This window comes from Terasakiella pusilla DSM 6293, assembly GCF_000688235.1.
Taxonomy (GTDB): domain Bacteria; phylum Pseudomonadota; class Alphaproteobacteria; order Rhodospirillales; family Terasakiellaceae; genus Terasakiella; species Terasakiella pusilla.
Genome location: NZ_JHYO01000013.1, coordinates 11377 through 29169, shown reverse-complemented (window position 1 = coordinate 29169; position 17793 = coordinate 11377). Strand labels below are relative to the sequence as shown.

The following is a 17793-nucleotide window of genomic DNA, read 5'->3' as shown; positions in this document are numbered from 1 at the left end:
TAAAGCTTAGGAAGACGTAGCAAGCAATGCTGCGTTACCGCCTGCGGCTGTGGTGTCGATACAGACGTGACGTTCCAGATGACAACGTGCAGCCATATCTTTTTCTGTGATCAGGGGCAGGATCGCGCCGTCGCGGGCCGCAAGGGCTTTACGAATTGCGCGTAAGTCATCGTCGTCACCCCAACAAGCGACAGCTTGGAAGCCGGTTAGGGTTTTTAAGGCCTCGCGATTTAGTACACCATTGAGGGTGTAATCCCCCGATGCATCTGGCGCGATCACCAAGGTTGAACAGCCTTGGGCTTGGGCGATGTCGGCCTGTTGTTGCGCAGCCTCAAGGGTTGGGCCAAGACAGAGAACCACACCGCGGGGGAAGAAGGACAGGACGTTGCTTTCCCCGGTTGGTCCGGGCAGGGTGACAGAGGACAGCTTTTCGGCTGACGCTGCGGGCAAAGCGTCGATCGCTTTTTGTGCCGCCGCACCGTCAATTGAGGTGCCTTTTTCTGCGGCCAGTTTCACTTCTTCATCTTGAGTGAAACGACGCACATAGTTGGGGCCACCGGCTTTTGGACCCGTACCGGACAGACCTTCGCCGCCGAACGGTTGGGAGCCGACAATCGCACCGATCTGGTTGCGATTGACGTACATGTTGCCCACTTTCAGCTTGGAGGTGATGGTTTGAACGCGATCATCAATGCGGGTGTGTAGGCCAAAGGTCAGGCCAAAGCCGCAGGAATTGATGTCGTTGACAATCTTGTCCAAATCTCTGGCACGGTAGGTTGCCACATGCAGAACGGGGCCGAAGATCTCTTCTTCCAGATCAAGGATACTGGATACTTTCAAGACCGTTGGGGCAATAAAGGTGCCTTCGTTCGGGCGTGAGAGTTGTTTCAGCAGGCGTCCTTCTGTGCGGGCCTTTTCGATATAGCCGTCGATCTTTGTTTTGGCGTTGATATCAATGACCGGACCAATATCGGTTGCGAGATCCCACGGGTTATCCAGAATCAGTTCGTCCATCGCACCATAGAGCATTTCCATAAAGGTTTCGGCGATATCTTGTTGCAGGTACAACACGCGAAGGGCAGAGCAACGTTGCCCCGCAGATTGGAAGGAAGACGCGATAATATCTTTGACTGCTTGTTCCGGCAGGGCTGTCGAATCGACGATCATGGCGTTCAGGCCGCCTGTTTCGGCAATCAGTGGTGCGTTCGGGTGGGCGTGGTCTGCCATGCCTGCGTGGATACGCTGGGCGGTCAGGGTGGAGCCTGTAAAACATACGCCATTGATGCGCGGGTTCGCCGACAGTTTCGCGCCAACAACGGAGCCTTTCCCATGCAGCAATTGCAGGGCGGAGGCAGGCACACCGGCTTTGTGCAGCAATTGGGTTGCCAGCGTTGCCGTGATGGAAGTGGCTTCGGCAGGTTTTGCCAGCACGCCGTTCCCTGCGGCGAGGGCAGCGGCAATTTGTCCGGTAAAGATCGCCAGCGGGAAGTTCCAAGGCGAAATACAGGTGAAGATGCCACGGGCCTGACGGCTTTCCAGCTCTTGGCCACGTGCGGCATAATAGCGCAGGAAGTCCACAGCTTCGCGCAATTCCCCGATACAGTCGGCGGAGATTTTACCTGCTTCACGGGTCAGGATGGCAAACAGTTCCCCGAAGTTTTCTTCATAAAGGTCAGCCGCTTTGTTCAGGATACGGGCGCGTTCGTCAGCACTGGCTTGGGACCAGTCGGTTGCGTTGGCAATGGCGGCGTCCACATCTGCGTCATTGGCTTCGCTGACGATCCCGACAAGGTCAGTGTGGTCAGCCGGGTTTAAGACGCGTACGGTTTCTGTCCCTGTCGGGGCAGATACGGTTTGGGACACCACATTCCACTGATGGGTTTTAAATGGGCTGCGCGCCGCTTCGATAGCCTCAAGGTCATCGTCGTTGTGCAAGTCCCAACCTTTGGAGTTGGAACGTTCCGTGCCGAACAGGTTTTTCGGGCGGGTGATCTGGGCTTTGTCTGCTTTATATTCCCCATCGATGATGGCAATGGGATCGACCGCAATGTCGCGTGCGGGAACCGATGTGTCGACAATCTGGTTCACGAAAGAAGAGTTCGCGCCGTTTTCCAGCAAGCGGCGCACCAGATAGGCGAGCAGGTCGCGGTGTGGACCAACGGGGGCGTAGATACGACAGCGCACGTTTTCGCGCTGTTTGGTCAGACGGTGCAGGGCTTCGCCCATGCCGTGCAGACGTTGGAATTCAAAGCGCGCGTCTTTCTGTGCGATCTCAAGGATCATGGCAACGCTGTTGGCGTTGTGGGTGGCGAACTGCGGATAGATCCGGTCGTTTTTCTCCAGTAGCTTTTCTGCACAGTAAATATAAGAACAATCGGTCGCGTTTTTCTTGGTGTAGACGGGGAAGTCGGACAGACCTTCGGTTTGGGCGCGTTTGATCTCTGTATCCCAATAGGCGCCTTTGACCAGACGGACCATGATTTTGCGGTCATATTTTTCGGCGATGGCATAGAGCCAGTCGATGACGAAGCTTGCGCGTTTGCCGTAAGCTTGCACCACGATGCCAAAGCCGTCCCAGCCCGCAAGGCGATCATCGCTTAAGACGGCTTCGATCACATCGAGGGAGAGATCAAGGCGGTCGGCTTCTTCCGCATCGATGTTCAGGCCCATATTGGCGTTTTTGGCCAACAGCGTCAGCGCCAATGTGCTGTCCACCAGCTCTTTCATCACGCGGTCTTTTTGCCCGACTTCATAGCGTGGGTGGAGCGCAGAGAGTTTGATGGAAATGCCGGGGTTTTCCGCAACGCTATCGGATTTGCACTGTTCGGCCAGCACTTCGATGGAGTTTTTGTAAGCGGCAAAGAACTTGTTGGCATCTTTTTGTGTGAGGGCAGCTTCTCCAAGCATATCGTAGGAGAAGGTGTAGCCCGCTTTGGCTTTTTCCGCCCCGCGCTTGATCGCGTCCTGAATGGTTTCCCCCAGCACAAACTGACCGCCCAGTTCTTTCATGGCGCGTTTGACGGCGGTACGGATGACCGGTTCGCCCAGTCGTTTGACCAGATTGTGGAGGACGTTGACGATACCTTCGCTTTTATCAGCATCCAGCACTTTACCTGTCAGCATTAACCCCCATGTGGAGGCGTTGACGAGCAGGGATGTGGAATGGCCACGGTGATCAGACCAGGAAGACGGCGCGATCTTATCTTCGATCAGTTCGTCCATGGTTTCCGCATCGGGCACGCGCATCAGGGCTTCTGCCAGACACATCAGAGCAACGCCTTCATCTGTGGACAGACCGTATTCCGCAAGAAAGACTTCCAACAATGCAGGTTTATCGTCGCTACGGATTTCTTCGATCAACTTAACGGCCCGTTCGGTGATCCGTTGTCGAACCTCCGGCTGGATGCGGGCTTTGGCGGCCAGCTGTTTCAGCAGAACCTGTTCATCGATCAAATGCGCAGCACGAATTTCTTTTCTGATTGTGGAGATGCTTTCCATATCCGTCCCTTTCAAATGTGTTTCGCCCATTCTACCATTGAGTCACAGGTAGATTTGCTTTATTATTTAATAATTCAAGTTTTATTGACTTTAAAAATGTCATTCAAAGGGACGTTGTATGGTTAAATCTTTGAAACAAAGTGATTTGGACCAGTTCGATGCAAAAATCCTATCTATTCTCTCCAGAGAAGGGCGCTTGACGGTTACTGAATTGGCTAATCGGGTCGGCTTATCCAAAAGCCCGTGTCAGGTCCGGCTTAAACGGTTGATCGAGGAAGAATATATCCTCGGTTTTCAAGCGATCCTGAATCCCAAAAAGCTGGGACTGGAACATATCGCCTTTGCCACTGTCACTCTGTCCAACACGACGGAAAAAGGCCTGAAGGAATTTAACGACGCTGTGGTGAAAATCCCCGAAGTGGAAATGTGCCATATGATCGCAGGCTCATTTGACTATCTGATTAAGGTCAGGACCACGGATATCCAGTCTTATCGGCAGGTGATGGGGGAATGCATTTCTACACTGCCTTATGTGGCAAGTACCTCGACCTATGTGGCAATGGAAGCGATCAAGGATAGTTTCTCCGAAGCTTTGTAATAAAAAACGCCTGAAGGATGATCCCTCAGGCGTTTTTTTGTGGAGCGTTTTTTGGACTATTCCGCCGCGTAGACATCCGGCGTGTCGTCCGGTGTGTCTGTGGTGGTGTAGCCGTCTTGCGATTTGGTGTCGAAAGCGACCTCATTCCAGTCAGACTGGCTGCCATCTTCAAAGGTAACTGTCCCGCCTTTTAGGACGGTGTTGCCGTTGACGTCTTCTCTGGTGCTGTCGTAATCCAGTTGGATGGAGGTGATCCCGCGTTCGGCCAAGCCAAGCAATTCTCCTTCATCGGTGATGCCGTTCTGGTTGGCGTCCTGCCAGATGGAGAGTTGATCAAAGATGCTGTCTTGGGAATCAATGACCCCATCATAATTGTCATCAAACAGCGCCAGCACCTCAAGGGAGGATTGCGGCATGTCTGAGTCTGCCAGATCAGGATGGTCAAGGTGAGCTGAGACCACTTCGGACATATCATTGATGATGCCATCGCCATTGACGTCAATGGTCAACAGGCCGTCATTACTATCGGCCCAGCCGGTTTGTTCCAGTTCACCATCATTGTCGGTGTCAAACTGCACACCGTTATCTGCATCCACAAGGCCAACGCCATCGCCGTTCAGGTCAATGACCAGCGGGTCTGTGTTGACGAGATCGACTGAGCGGCTGATCGTCGCTGTCGCCCCATGTTCATCGGTAATTTCAATGACGATCGTTCTGGACCCTGTTGACGCCCCTGTGTTTTCGAAAGTGAGAGAACGCAGAATGGTTTCATAGGTGGTCGTCATATCGGTGCCTGACAAGGTCATGATCCCTGTCATGGGATCATAACTCCCTGAGACCTGTCCAGCACTGGTAATGCTGAGAACGTCCCCTGCTTCGAAGCCGCTAATTGAAATCGTTGCCGAAACAATATCGTCAGCAGGCGCGTCGATATCTGTGATCGTTAGCAGGTTGAAAGGGTTTACAGGCGTATCCGTGGCAACACAATATTCAGCGTTGCCAAGCGTAGGGTTATCAAGTGTGGGGTCATCGTTGACATTGGTGACTTCAAAAAAGGCGCCTTGAGCGGTTAATGTGGTTGTCCCGTCGCTGATGTCATAGCTAACAGAAACAGACCCATGCCAGTTGGCTGGCGGGGTGTAGGTCCAGGTGCCGTCGCCATTGTCAACAAGGGTGCCATTGGATGTGGTGACATTGCTGAGTGTCAGCGTGTCGTTGTCCACGTTGGTGACGTTAGAAACCAGCTGTGCTTTGGTGAAGGTCAGGCTGGTGTCTTCAGCGATGGTGGTCATTTCAACCGAACCGGAGTTTGTGATCGGGTCATCGACCGGTGCGACATCGATATTGACCGTACTTGAAATTTGTTTGCCGCCGTCTTCTACGGTGTAGCTGAAACTCTCAACCCCGTTCCAGTCTGCATTTGGCGTGTAGGTGAAGGAATAGCCATCAAAATAAAGGGAGCCATTTGCCATGGCGAGCGTTTCTCCCCAACTTACTTCGGGTGTTACCGCAACGCCATCGATGCTCACGAGATCATCACCAGTCATAGGATCTGATGAATTTTTGACCATGGCGACGATGTCACTAGGAGAAAAAGTGATATATTGATCATCTTCATTCCCGTTGACGGTAAAGGGGTTTGCAGTCAATTCCTTCGGGAGTTCTGGTTCGTCGATGACAGAATCGTCGACTTCACCATCACCGTTATCTTCACCGTTTCCGGTGGGCTCTTGATTCCCTTTATTACCGATAGCGATTACGTCCTTGATGATATTAACGATATCGTCCGTAATGTCTCTGCCGTTATTGGTTGGGGGCGTTTCAGGGTTTGGAACATTTCCGTTACCGGTATTCTGGTTTTGTGGGTCGTTTTGGTTATTTTGGTTATTATTGTCGCCAATGATTTCATCGTTCCCAACCTCGTTGGCGTAATCAACGATGGCGTCTTTGGCTTCCTGTTCGGCTTGATCCTGTTGGGCTTGGGCGTCCTGCAGTTCTTGCTCTGCCTCTTGAGCTTCTTGCTCAGCTTGCTGGGCTTGCTGTTCAAGGGCGGCTTTTTCTTCCGCCGATTGCGCTTGCTCGGATTGCGCGCGCAGGCTGTCCGCACGATTGCGCGCGTCATCGACTTTCGCTTGGGCCTCTTCTTCCTTACGTTCGGCCTGAATTTGCTGAACGACTTTACGGGTTACATCAACCAGTTTGTCTGGCATGGCGTTCTGGTTCGGGTTATTCAGGATCGAATTCCCGAAGATTCGTCCCACATCTGCCAGTGTGACATAGGCAACAGGTGACGGACCCGTATTCGGGTCTGTCACTTGGCTATATTGGAAGCTACCGCTCAGGATTTGGGTGCCGCCGGGGGTGATGATTGCAATCTCGCCGACAAATGGCGTTCCACCCGGACCGTTTTCGGGCAAGATACCAACGTTGGTTTGGCCTGTGCCGCCTGGGGTGGTCGGGGGTTGTGTTTCAATGAGAGCAGATGTCCCACGGATACCGATGGTCGCAACCGGTGTTTCAATGGTCATGGCATCGGGGTTTACTTTCGCCAATTGACCGGAAACAAAGCTCATCGCGCCTTGCAGCACGAACAGGGAGGCAGAACCGTCCTGTGCGCCCGGGTCATAGACCATCTCGTCAATGACCATGCGTCCATTTTCCGCAAGGGATAAGGTGCTGTCGTCAGCAAAGGTGATGCCGACAACACCATCTTCGCCCGTTTCCAGCGTGTCGCCCTGATAGATCGGGTCGCCTTGTTTCAGTTCTACGCGTGTGCCGTCTACGCGCACGGCAAAGACGCTGCCCTCTGCGGTTTCAATCTGGCCGATAGGTTCACCCAGTTGTAACTCGCCTGTTTGCGCGGTTTGTTGTGGTGCGCGCTGACCTGCCATCACGTTGATGACATTAGCCGGGATGGTCATATCGCCTGACCCAGTCAGGGACGGGAGGGGAGACATATTAAAATAGCCAACCAGCACAATTTCCTGTCCGTCCGGTCCTGTAATGACCAGATCGGGACCTTGACGGTCAAAATCTGCGGAAGTGAGCCAGTAGATATCTGGAAGGTCAACGTCTGTTTGCGTTGATGTGCGCAGGTCAATGTAATTGGCATTGTCTGCGAAACCGTTTTGGTCTGTATGATTAGTCAGCATAAGTATGTCTCAATTGTAAGCACCCCTTTTTATCCCTCAAGGCTTTGTGCTTTGCTTCGTTCTTTTTGCGAACTGTAAGCACTAACCACCCTGCCAGATCGGACGAAGGGTTGGCAAGTCTTTTATGGAATTATACGGGAGTATATCAATTAAAGGTTTTTTAATGTCGCACATATGATTTTTTACGATTGAAAACAGTGACAAAAAGAAGCGGTGCCAGACGTGCTGGCACCGAATCTAGGTAAGGTAGTATCGTTTAGAAGCTGCGCAGGACAAAATTCAGGATGCCGCCGTGATCGAAATAGTCCATCTCATCCACTGTATCGATACGGGAGCGTACGTTTAGACGGGCTTTGAGCGTTTTATTTTCCTCGATACACAACTCATAGATCGTTCGTGGTTTGGTGCTGTCCTTAATTCCTGTAATCGTAATGACTTCATTACCGTTTAAGGTCAGCCCTTCAACGGTTTGACCGTCCATCAGCTCAAGAGGTAAGACACCCATACAGACAAGGTTGGTCCGGTGGATCCGCTCGAAACTTTCTGCAATGACGGCTTTGACCCCTAAAAGGCTGGTCCCTTTGGCTGCCCAGTCGCGTGATGATCCTGTGCCATATTCTTTACCGGCAAAGACAACCAGAGGGACGTCTGCCTGTTTGTAGCGCATGGCGGTGTCATAGATGCTGTCCACATCTTCGGAAGGGTAGTGAACGCTGATCCCGCCTTCGCTGCCCGGCACCATCTTGTTGCGAATACGGATATTGGCAAAGGTGCCGCGCATCATGACTTCATGGTTGCCGCGTCGTGCGCCGTAACTGTTGAAGTCGGCACGGTTGACGCCATGTTCCTTCAGGTATTTGCCTGCGGGCGAGTCTTCCTTGATCGCGCCGGCGGGGGAAATATGGTCCGTTGTGACACTGTCGCCAAATATCCCAAGGATACGTGCGCCTAAAATATCTTGTGACGGGGTAAGCGTTGGTGTCAGCCCGTCAAAGAAGGGGGGATTGCGCACATAAAGGGAGCTTTCGTTCCATTCATAGAGGGAGCCTTCGGGACTGTTCAGGTCTTTCCAGGCTTGCGGGCCGCTAAAGACATCGGCGTAACGTTCTTCATACATGCCTGCGCTCAGGGTTTTGCCGACAATCTCGGCAATCTCCTGATTGCTGGGCCAGATATCCTTTAGATAGACCGGATGACCGTCTTTATCATTGCCCAGCGGATCGTTTACCAGATCAATCTTCATGGTGCCGGCCAAGGCATAGGCGACGACCAATGGCGGGGAGGCAAGGAAGTTTGCTTTGACCTGCTGAGAGATGCGCCCTTCAAAGTTCCGGTTGCCGGAGAGGACGGACGCGACCAGCATGTCGTTATCTTCCACCGTTTTGGCAATGTGGGGCGGCAGCGGGCCGGAGTTGCCGATACAGGTGGTGCAGCCAAAGCCAACGATGCTAAAGCCCAAGGCGTCCAGATCATCCTGCAGGCCGCTTTTTTCCAGATAGTTGGACACGACTTGAGAGCCGGGGGCGAGGGAGGTTTTCACCCATGGCTTGGTGGTCAGGCCTTTTTCAAGGGCACGTTTGGCAAGCAGACCCGCCCCGATCAGCACATCCGGGTTGGAGGTATTGGTACAGGATGTAATGGCGGCAATGACAATATCGCCATCAGAGAGGGTATAGTCATGGCCTTCCACGCTGGCTTCGCGTTCAGGCAGGTTATTTTCTGCCAGCAAATTCGCAATAGCAGGCTTGGCTTCGCTTAACGAAATACGATCCTGTGGGCGTTTGGGGCCGGCAACGCTGGGCACCACGCTGGACAGGTCCAACTCGATCACATGGCTGAAGGTCGGATCTGCTGATTGTTCATCGTACCACATCATATTTTCACGGGCGTAGGCTTCGACCAAGGCGCCATCGCGGTTGGTGAAGTTCAGGTAACGCACGGTTTCTTTATCGATGGGGAAGATGCCGCAGGTCGCGCCAAATTCCGGGGCCATGTTGGCGATGGTGGCGCGGTTGGGCAAAGATAGTTCGTGCAAAGCAGGGCCGAAAAATTCAACGAACTTGCCGACAACACCCAGTTTTCGTAGGTTTTCAACGATGGTCAGCACAAGGTCGGTTGCGGTCACGCCTTCTTTTAGTTTACCCGTCAGCTTATAGCCGACAACTTCCGGGATCATCATGGAGACGGGACGGCCCAGCATCACGGCTTCGGCCTCGATACCGCCGACGCCCCAGCCCAGAACGCCAAGGCCATTGATCATGGTGGTGTGACTGTCTGTGCCGACGCAGGTGTCAGGATGTAGCAAGGCCTTTTTGCTGGTGTCGGCATTGTTAAAGATGACGGGGGCGAGATGTTCCAGATTGACCTGATGACAAATGCCTGTGCCCGGCGGGACAACACGGAAGTTGTTGAAGGCCTGTTGCCCCCAACGCAGGAACTCATAGCGTTCCTTATTTCGTTTAAACTCGATCTCCATATTTTTTTCAAAGGCATCGTCCGTGCCGAAAAAATCAACCATGACGGAATGGTCGATCACCAGATCGACAGGCGTTAGGGGGTTAATCTTGTTGGGATCACCACCCAGATTGACCATACTGTCGCGCATGGCGGCAAGGTCAACCACGGCAGGCACACCGGTAAAATCCTGCATGAGCACACGGGCCGGGCGAAAGGCGATCTCGTGATCACTGGAGGCGGTGACCAGCCATTTTACGATTTCGGCGATATCTTCTTTTGTAACGGATGTGCCGTCTTCGGAACGGAGCAGGTTTTCCAGAACAACTTTTAAAGAGAAGGGGAGTTTGGAAAGATCGCCGAGCTTCTTTTGTGCATCGGGCAGGGAGTAGTACTGATACTCCGTCCCGTCATGGGTTAGGGTTTGCAAGGCGTTAAATGAATTTTGTGACTGTGTCATGAAGAACCTGCATCTGTGTTGGTTGTCGGGAAAGGGTGAAGCATTTGATCAGCGCGCACATGGGCGTCAAAGTCTTGCTCGCTGATATAACCGAGGCTGAGGGCCGCTTGTTTTAGCGTTGTGTTTTCACTGTGGGCCTTGCGGGCAATCTCGGCACATTTATCATAACCAATGATCGGGGCAAGGGCAGTGACCAGCATCAAGGAACGGTCCTGTACCTCAAGCAAATGGTCTTTGTCATAGTCAAGGCCGGACAAAAGATGGTCTGTAAAGCACATGAGGCCGTCGCTGACGATTTCAACGCTTTTAATCAGGTTAAAGATAATCACCGGCTTAAAGACGTTGAGCTGCAACTGACCTTGCGATCCGGCAATGCTGACGGTGTGATGGTTGCCCATGACCTGACAGGCGATCATGGCGATGGCTTCTGCCTGCGTGGGGTTGACCTTGCCGGGCATGATGGAGGAACCGGGCTCGTTTGCCGGAATAATCAGTTCTGCCAATCCGGCGCGCGGGCCGGAACACAGCGTCTTGATGTCGTTGGAAATTTTAAGCAAGGCGACCGCTAATTGGTTGAGGTCGCCTGAGGCTCCAACCAGCACATCGTGGGCAGCAAGACCTGAAAACTTGTCGGCTACAGGCTTAAAGGGCAGGCGGGTCAGTTCGGCAATTTCAGTGCAGACGGCTTCGTCAAATCCATCGGGGGTGTTGAGGCCGGTGCCGATGGCTGTGCCGCCTTGGGCCAGTTCAAAGACATCATCAAGGCCGCGAAGGATGCGTTTTTTAACGGCTTCCAACTGACTGGCCCAGGCGCCCAGTTCCTGTCCGGCAAGCATGGGGGTTGCGTCCTGAAAATGGGTGCGACCCAGTTTGATCACATCCTGATAGGCTGTTTGCTTTTGGCGCAGGCAGGCAATGGTGTGATCAAGGGCGGGGATCAGCTTGTCACAAACGTCCATGGCATAGGCAATATGCATGGCGCTGGGAAACGTGTCGTTGGAGGATTGCGACAGGTTCACATGGTCGTTGGGGTGAACCGGATGTTTTTTACCGATTTCAAAACCAAGACTGCGGTTGGCAAGGTTGGCGATGACTTCGTTCGCGTTCATGTTCGCTTGGGTGCCGGAGCCGGTCTGCCAAGGTGGCAAGGGAAATTCGCGATTGTGTTTGCCGTCAATCACTTCTTGTGCGGCTTTGGAAATGGCTTCAGCGGTGGTCTGATCCAGCTGGCCCAGTTTGTGATTGGCCCAAGCGGCTGATTTTTTGATGATCGCCAAGGCTCTGATCACGGAAAAAGGCAGGGTATCCGTGCCGATGTCAAAGTTATTTAAGCAGCGCTGGGTTTGTGCGCCCCAAAGCCGGTCTGCGGGGACGGCGACCTCGCCCAAGACATCTTTTTCGTTGCGCATTTCCATTTTGGCCTCTCTAATGATTTACAGTAAAAACAACTGATTATTGAATGGGCTCCCTTTTATAGATAGGCAGTTCGCCTAAATTCGAAATGAGTAAATGCTAAAAAAAAGATAAAGGTTTTTTTATATGTCCTTTCCACCTCTTCCTGATCCGCACGGTATTGCCGTCCTCGCCCTGGTTGGACTGGCTCTTGTTCTCTTCACCAGTAAGCACTTAAAACTGGAAACCTCCAGCTTGATGGTGTTGGTGATTTTGCTGATCGGCTTTGAGCTTTTCCCCTATGAGGCAAATGGCGAGCAGCTCCGAGGTGATGACTTCTTCAGTGGTTTTGGACATGAAGCCTTAATTGCCGTGTGTGCCTTGATGATTGTGGGCAACGGCTTGGTCAGGACCGGTGCGCTGGAACCGTTGGGCCGTCTGTTGGCGACCCTGTGGAAATATAGTCCGTCTTTATCTCTTTTGTTGACGTTGGTGATCAGTGGGTTGTTGAGTGCCTTTGTCAACAATGTACCGATTGTGGTGCTGCTGCTGCCGATCTTGGTCAGCGTGGCGCATCGCACCTCACAGAAAGCTTCCGGTCTGTTAATGCCCATGGGGTTTGCCACCATTGTGGGCGGCATGAGCACGACCATTGGCACCTCGACAAATTTGCTGGTGGTGACAATTGCAAGTGATCTCGGCATGGAACGTTTCGGCATGTTTGACTTTTTTCTGCCAGCGGTGATCGCGGCTAGTGTGGCAGTGATTTATCTGTGGTTGGTGGCACCGCGCTTGTTGGGGGATCGCGATACGCCCCTTGGCAACTTTTCGCCACGTGTGTTTGTCGGACACCTGCATGTGGAGGAAGAAAGCTTCGCCAATGGCAAAACGGTTACAGAGGTGATCGAAAAATCCGGTGGCAACATGACGGTTGCGCAGATTTTTCGTGGCGAAGATCGTCGTATTGTGCCCTTGCCGGATATGATCTTGAAAGAAGGGGACCGGATCGCGGTGCGGGACACACCGGAAAACCTCAAGGAATATGAAGAAACGCTCGGTACTAAACTTTACAACGAAGATAACGTGCGTTTGGATGAAGATATTGAACTGCGCGCGGAAGGTCAGCAGATTGCGGAGATCGTGGTCACGCAAGGATCGCCCTTGCAGGGGCGCACGCTGTCCAACACCCGCTTTGATGAGACACACCATCTGGTGGTCTTGGCCCTGCATCGTGAGGGGCAGGTGAAATATATCTCGCAAAAAGACATGAGTAATGTGGTCCTGCGCACCGGGGATGTGCTGTTGGTGCAGGGGACGGAAGAAAATATTACAGAGTTAAAAAAGGCTGCCGAAGTCTTGGTGCTGGATGCGACCGAAGATTTGCCCCATACCAAGAAAGCGCCTGTTGCCTTGTCCATTATGGCGGGGGTGGTGCTGGTTGCTGCGGTCGGCATTGTCCCGATTACCATCAGTGCGGTCTGTGGCGTGCTGTTGATGGTCATGACAGGGTGTTTGAACTGGCGGGATGCCGCAGGCTCGTTAAACGCCCAAGTGATCCTGATCGTGACGGCGAGTTTGGCGCTGGGGTCTTCTTTGTTGCAAACCGGTGGGGCGGATTATCTTGCCGAAGTTTTCTTGGCCCTGACCTATGGTGCCTCGCCTGCCTTTGTGTTGGCGGGACTGATGATCGTCATGGCGGTGCTGACCAATATTGTGTCGAACAATGCCGCTGCCGTGATCGGTACGCCGATTGCGATTACCATTGCCAACCGTTTGGGCTTGCCGCCGGAAGCGTTCGTGCTGGCCGTTCTGTTTGGTGCGAACATGAGTTACGCAACACCGATGGCCTATAAAACAAACCTGCTGGTGATGAACGCAGGGGGCTATCATTTTATCGATTTTACAAAGGTCGGGGTGCCGTTGATTGTCCTGTTGTTGGCTGTTTTTAGTTTTATTCTCCCGATGATTTACGGATTCTAGGGGAGATACAATCCGGCATAAAAAAACGGCTGAGGAAGATACATCCTCAGCCGTTTTTTGTAGATCGTTTGATCCGACAGCAGTGAGTTATGCTGAAGGTACCGTCGTCATTTTCAGACCGGCGATTTCCTGCATCATGCGGATCACCTGTGCGCTGTAGCCTGACTCGTTATCGTACCAGACATAGAGAACCAGACGGTTGCCATCAACGATGGTCGCTTGGCTGTCAACCACACCGGCGTGAACAGACCCCACCATGTCGGTAGAAACCAGCTCTGTAGAAGCGGTGTAATCGATCTGATCCTGCATGGAAGAATACAAGGACACGTCACGCAGATAGTTGTTCATTTCTTCTTTGTTTGTGTCGCGTTTCAGGTTCAGGTTCAGGATCGCCATGGACACGTTTGGTGTCGGGACGCGAACCGCGTTGCCTGTCAATTTGCCCGCCATTTCCGGCAGACATTTTGCAACGGCACTTGCCGCGCCTGTGCTGGTCAGAACCATGTTCAACGCCGCCCCACGGCCACGACGGTCACCTTTGTGGTAGTTGTCGATCAGGTTTTGGTCGTTGGTGTAAGAGTGAATGGTTTCAACGTGACCGTTTTCAATGCCGAATTCGTCGTTGATGGCTTTGAGAACCGGTGTAATTGCGTTTGTTGTACAAGACGCAGCCGACAGGATGGTGTCGTCGTCGTTGATATCTTCGTGGTTTACACCATAAACGATGTTTTTGATGTTGCCTTTACCCGGCGCTGTCAGAAGGGCTTTTGCCGCACCCGGACATTTCAGGTGTTGGCCGAGACCTTCTTCGTCACGCCACAGGCCAGTGTTGTCCACGACCAATGCATTTTTGATGCCGTATTTGGTGTAGTCAACTTCAGCAGGGGAGTTGGCATAGATCACTTTGATGTAAACGCCGTTTGCGATGATCGCGTTTTCTTTTTCATCCACGTTGATGGACCCGTTGAAAGCCCCATGGACGGAGTCACGACGCAAGAGGCTGGCACGTTTTGCCAGATCGCCTTCTTTGCCGCCGCGAACAACGATGGCACGCAGACGCATTTTGTTACCCGCGCCCACGCGTTCGATCATCATGCGGGCCAGCAGACGACCGATACGACCGAAACCGTAAAGAACAACGTCTTGCGGTTCTTGCAGGATCGTGCCTTTACCCGTGTTGATGCTGGACAGTTCTTCTGCGAGGAATTGAGTAGCGTCGCCGCCTTCGTTCATGAATTTGTAGCACAGCTTGCCGATATCGACACGTGCCGGTGCCAGATCCATGTTGATCATGACTTGCAGCAGCTCAAGGCTTTTGCGCACGTCCAGATGCTCGCCAACCATTTGGTTGGAGTAACGGTGGGCTTTCAGGATATCGATGGTAGAGTGGTTTTGGATGCGGCGTCCAAAGACGCGGATTGTAACCCCGTTGTCGCGGTATAATTGGCCAACCAGCGGGATCATTTGTTCAGCAGCACTTTGTTGCTCTTTCCACTTATCAAAGTGTGCAGCGCTCGAATCCGTCATACTCATATTCCTCATACAATATAAAAAAGCAGGAATAGCCATATTGCAGATTCAAGACAGGAACGCCCGTGTCACGTTGTCCAGAATCCAGTTTCTCAACATGGCCCCCAAATTCTGTGCCCGTAGATAGCAAAACTGGTTGCAAAAGAAAACCCTAAACTGACTCTGAAAGGCGCATGTTTACAGACAAACAGAAAAGTCTGGGCCTAATGAATAGACCCAGATTATCCTATCCCCCGATCGGTAAATCGGAAGCGTGCAGAGTCAAGAGGTTAAGCTTGTTCTGACAATCAGACTTTGATGTTGATACCGCCACTTGCGGCAGCCGCGGCTGCTTTGGCTTGATCGGCAACTTGCTCACTCAGCATTTGTGCGGCGGCAGTGTTGCTTTCGATTGCCTGTTTTGTCATGGCAACGTTGGCTTCTTGTTTTTGCATGCCCTGCGCCATTCCGACGCTGTAGGCTGCGAGTGTCGAGATATCCATTCTGGATCTCCTTTCATATTGACCAATTTTGACCCTATCACAGGCCTTGAAAAATTGCAAACGAACCTGCACGACACGCGCCCAAAGACTAGTGAATGATCTTACTGATTTCGTGGGTGAGCTTTTCAAATATCACAGGTTTTGTAATAATGCCGTTGACACCGGCTTCACGGAAAGAGTCGTGGTGTAAGGCGATGGCATCTGCGGTAAAGGCGATGATCGGCGTCCCTCGATTGGGGCCATCGTTTTGGCGGATTGTGCGTGTGGCTTCGACCCCGTCCATCTCCGGCATGTGCATATCCATCAAAATCAGGTCGAAGGGGCGCGCCTGTGCTTGTTCCTCCGCTTGTAGCCCATCAGGGGCGATCGAAACCTCGTGCCCGTATTGCATCAACATGCGTGAAACGACCTTTTGGTTAATGGTATTGTCTTCGGCCAAGAGAATCGACATGGGTGGGAGGCTCAGGCTTTTTGCTGTGTTATCGCTTTTATCTGCGGGTAGGACGGGGAGTTGTAGCGTGAAAGTCGTGCCGACCCCTGGTGTACTTTCGACTTCTAATGTCCCCTTGAACAGGGCGGTCAGCTCATTGGAAATGGCCAGACCTAGTCCGGTGCCGCCATATTTGCGTGTGGTCCCGCCTTCAGCCTGTTTAAAGCGTTCAAAGATTTTGGCTTGTTCTGTTTCTGACATGCCGATCCCGGTGTCGGTGACGCGGATGCACAGCGTGTCGTGGTTGGTATGGGAGGTCAGCGCCATACCCACATGAATTTCACCTTCACTGGTGAACTTGACCGCGTTGTTGAGGAGGTTCGCGAGAATCTGGCGAAAACGCAGTTCGTCCAACGCACAACAATAAGTGTCGTATGTGTCGGCATTGGTTGAAATGAGAATGCCTTTTTGCGAGGAACTGGTGGCGAAAATATTGACGAGACTTTTGACGATGATTGCGGGTTCACAAGGCGTCGGATGGAGGCTGAGTTTACCCGCTTCAATCTTGGAGAGATCGAGAATGTCGTCAAGCAAGGCCATCAGTGATTTGCTGGAGACATCAAGACTGTCCAGCAAATCACTGGCGCTTTTTGTAACGCTTTCATCATTGCGCAAAAGGTCTAGAACACCCCGTATCCCCATCATGGGAGTCCGAAGTTCGTGGCTCATATTGGCGAGAAACTCGCTTTTGGCAAGGTTGGCGGCGTCAGCCTCTTTTTTTGCCTGCGTCAGTTGCTGGGCCATTTCTTTGTGATAGGTGATGTCGGTGTGGGTGCCGGCCATGCGCAGTGGCTTGCCGTCTTCTGTCCATTCCACGACCTTGCCGCGATCCAGAACCCAGATCCAGCGGCCATCCTTATGGCGCATGCGACATTCGCAATTGTAATGGTCGTGGGTACGTGTAAAGCAGGCATCGAGCTTTGCTTGAGAGTCCGGCAAGTCATCGGGGTGAACGAATTGCGTCCACGTCTCAATGGTGGTGGGCGCGAGTTCTGAGAGGCTGTACCCGAGCAACTCTGCCCATATGTCGTTAAAGACGGTTTTACCCGTTACAATATTCCATTCCCATGTCCCGACATTGGTGCCCCAGATAATTTCTTCCAGTTTTTGGCGCTCTGATCGAACAAGGGTATTGGCGCTTTTTAAATCGCGGTTTTTCTTGATGGCATAGCTCAGGAGAAAGAACGTCAGGATGATTCCGCTGCTTAACAGAAAAATGATGGCTTTCGTTCGACTTTCCAGCGCTTGGGCCTGTTGGGCAAGGGAGGCTTCGAGCTTATCCTGATATTGGGTCAGGCTGGTTTGTTCTTGCTGATTTTCTGCCAGAGGATGGATGGTGGAGTAGAGCAAAAGCCGCCCGTCGATTGAAATGGGCCTGGAGTGGACTTCCACCGTTTTAACTGTGCCATCTGCCATTTTGTGCGGGAAGATAAAATAGGATCGGCTTTGTTCTTTCGCGAGTTGGCGTTCTTCGGCGACCTGTTCGGCAGTGAGCTGGTTAATGTCCTGGATCTTGCTGCGCTCCAACTTGGAGAGGGGGTAGCCGTAAAAATCGGCGGCGGCCTTGTTGGCTTTGACGATTTGCCCATCCGCAGGGTCGATCAAGAGCATGACCGCAGCGTGGTCGCTAAAAAAATCCTCCGTCAACGCCTGTGCTGGTTCGTTGAGGGTGGCTGTAAGCAGAATCGCAAGAAGTACAAAGTAAAAGCGCGTTAGCATGACATAACTCCCGCGCGAAGGGTACCACGATTTTACGA

Annotated in this window: 9 protein-coding genes; 2 read left to right on the top strand and 7 right to left on the bottom strand. The window is 52.5% G+C overall.

Features of this window, described 5'->3' with window-relative positions; genetic code table 11:
- Nucleotides 1-6: 6 nt before the first annotated feature.
- A complete protein-coding gene (gene putA / locus Q397_RS0110260; RefSeq protein ID WP_028879347.1) occupies nt 7-3498 on the bottom strand; it encodes a bifunctional proline dehydrogenase/L-glutamate gamma-semialdehyde dehydrogenase PutA in 3492 nt (1163 codons plus the stop codon).
- A 118-nt stretch (nt 3499-3616) separates the two neighbouring features.
- Between putA and Q397_RS0110255 the strand changes: the two genes are divergently transcribed.
- A complete protein-coding gene (locus Q397_RS0110255; protein WP_028879346.1) occupies nt 3617-4096 on the top strand; it encodes an Lrp/AsnC family transcriptional regulator in 480 nt (159 codons plus the stop codon).
- Nucleotides 4097-4152: 56 nt separating this feature from the next.
- Here Q397_RS0110255 and Q397_RS0110250 read toward each other — a convergent pair whose 3' ends face one another.
- The 3 genes from Q397_RS0110250 to fumC all read right to left on the bottom strand — a co-directional run bounded on the left by Q397_RS0110250 (nt 4153) and on the right by fumC (nt 11577).
- Nucleotides 4153-7248 (bottom strand): tandem-95 repeat protein, encoded by a 3096-nt coding sequence (locus Q397_RS0110250; protein WP_028879345.1) that lies wholly within the window; start codon nt 7246-7248, stop codon nt 4153-4155.
- A gap of 256 nt (nt 7249-7504) precedes the next feature.
- Nucleotides 7505-10162 carry an aconitate hydratase AcnA gene (gene acnA / locus Q397_RS0110245; protein WP_028879344.1) on the bottom strand — a complete coding sequence of 886 codons (2658 nt, stop codon included), beginning with the start codon at nt 10160-10162 and terminating at the stop codon, nt 7505-7507.
- Nucleotides 10159-11577 carry a class II fumarate hydratase gene (gene fumC, locus Q397_RS21975; RefSeq protein WP_051609908.1) on the bottom strand — a complete coding sequence of 473 codons (1419 nt, stop codon included), beginning with the start codon at nt 11575-11577 and terminating at the stop codon, nt 10159-10161. The genes acnA and fumC overlap by 4 nt, the downstream gene beginning before the upstream one ends.
- Before the next feature lie 124 nt (nt 11578-11701).
- Here fumC and Q397_RS0110235 point away from each other — a divergent pair, with 124 nt between their 5' ends.
- A complete protein-coding gene (locus Q397_RS0110235; RefSeq protein ID WP_028879343.1) occupies nt 11702-13534 on the top strand; it encodes an SLC13 family permease in 1833 nt (610 codons plus the stop codon).
- A gap of 87 nt (nt 13535-13621) precedes the next feature.
- Here Q397_RS0110235 and Q397_RS0110230 read toward each other — a convergent pair whose 3' ends face one another.
- The 3 genes from Q397_RS0110230 to Q397_RS0110220 all read right to left on the bottom strand — a co-directional run bounded on the left by Q397_RS0110230 (nt 13622) and on the right by Q397_RS0110220 (nt 17755).
- Complete coding sequence (locus Q397_RS0110230; protein WP_028879342.1) at nt 13622-15061, bottom strand: glyceraldehyde-3-phosphate dehydrogenase; 1440 nt, start codon at nt 15059-15061, stop codon at nt 13622-13624.
- Between the two features lie 290 nt (nt 15062-15351).
- On the bottom strand, nt 15352-15546 hold the full coding sequence (locus tag Q397_RS0110225; RefSeq protein WP_028879341.1) for a hypothetical protein: 195 nt from the start codon (nt 15544-15546) through the stop codon (nt 15352-15354).
- Between the two features lie 88 nt (nt 15547-15634).
- Nucleotides 15635-17755 carry an ATP-binding protein gene (locus Q397_RS0110220; RefSeq protein WP_028879340.1) on the bottom strand — a complete coding sequence of 707 codons (2121 nt, stop codon included), beginning with the start codon at nt 17753-17755 and terminating at the stop codon, nt 15635-15637.
- Nucleotides 17756-17793: the final 38 nt, after the last annotated feature.

Coding starts and splice junctions, on each gene's coding strand:
- Q397_RS0110255 (WP_028879346.1), top strand. CDS start 3,617: ATGGTTAAATCTTTGAAACAAAGTGATTTGGACCAGTTCGATGCAAAA.
- Q397_RS0110235 (WP_028879343.1), top strand. CDS start 11,702: ATGTCCTTTCCACCTCTTCCTGATCCGCACGGTATTGCCGTCCTCGCC.
- putA (WP_028879347.1), bottom strand. CDS start 3,498: ATGGAAAGCATCTCCACAATCAGAAAAGAAATTCGTGCTGCGCATTTG.
- Q397_RS0110225 (WP_028879341.1), bottom strand. CDS start 15,546: ATGGATATCTCGACACTCGCAGCCTACAGCGTCGGAATGGCGCAGGGC.
- Q397_RS0110230 (WP_028879342.1), bottom strand. CDS start 15,061: ATGACGGATTCGAGCGCTGCACACTTTGATAAGTGGAAAGAGCAACAA.
- Q397_RS0110220 (WP_028879340.1), bottom strand. CDS start 17,755: ATGCTAACGCGCTTTTACTTTGTACTTCTTGCGATTCTGCTTACAGCC.
- fumC (WP_051609908.1), bottom strand. CDS start 11,577: ATGGAAATGCGCAACGAAAAAGATGTCTTGGGCGAGGTCGCCGTCCCC.
- Q397_RS0110250 (WP_028879345.1), bottom strand. CDS start 7,248: ATGCTGACTAATCATACAGACCAAAACGGTTTCGCAGACAATGCCAAT.
- acnA (WP_028879344.1), bottom strand. CDS start 10,162: ATGACACAGTCACAAAATTCATTTAACGCCTTGCAAACCCTAACCCAT.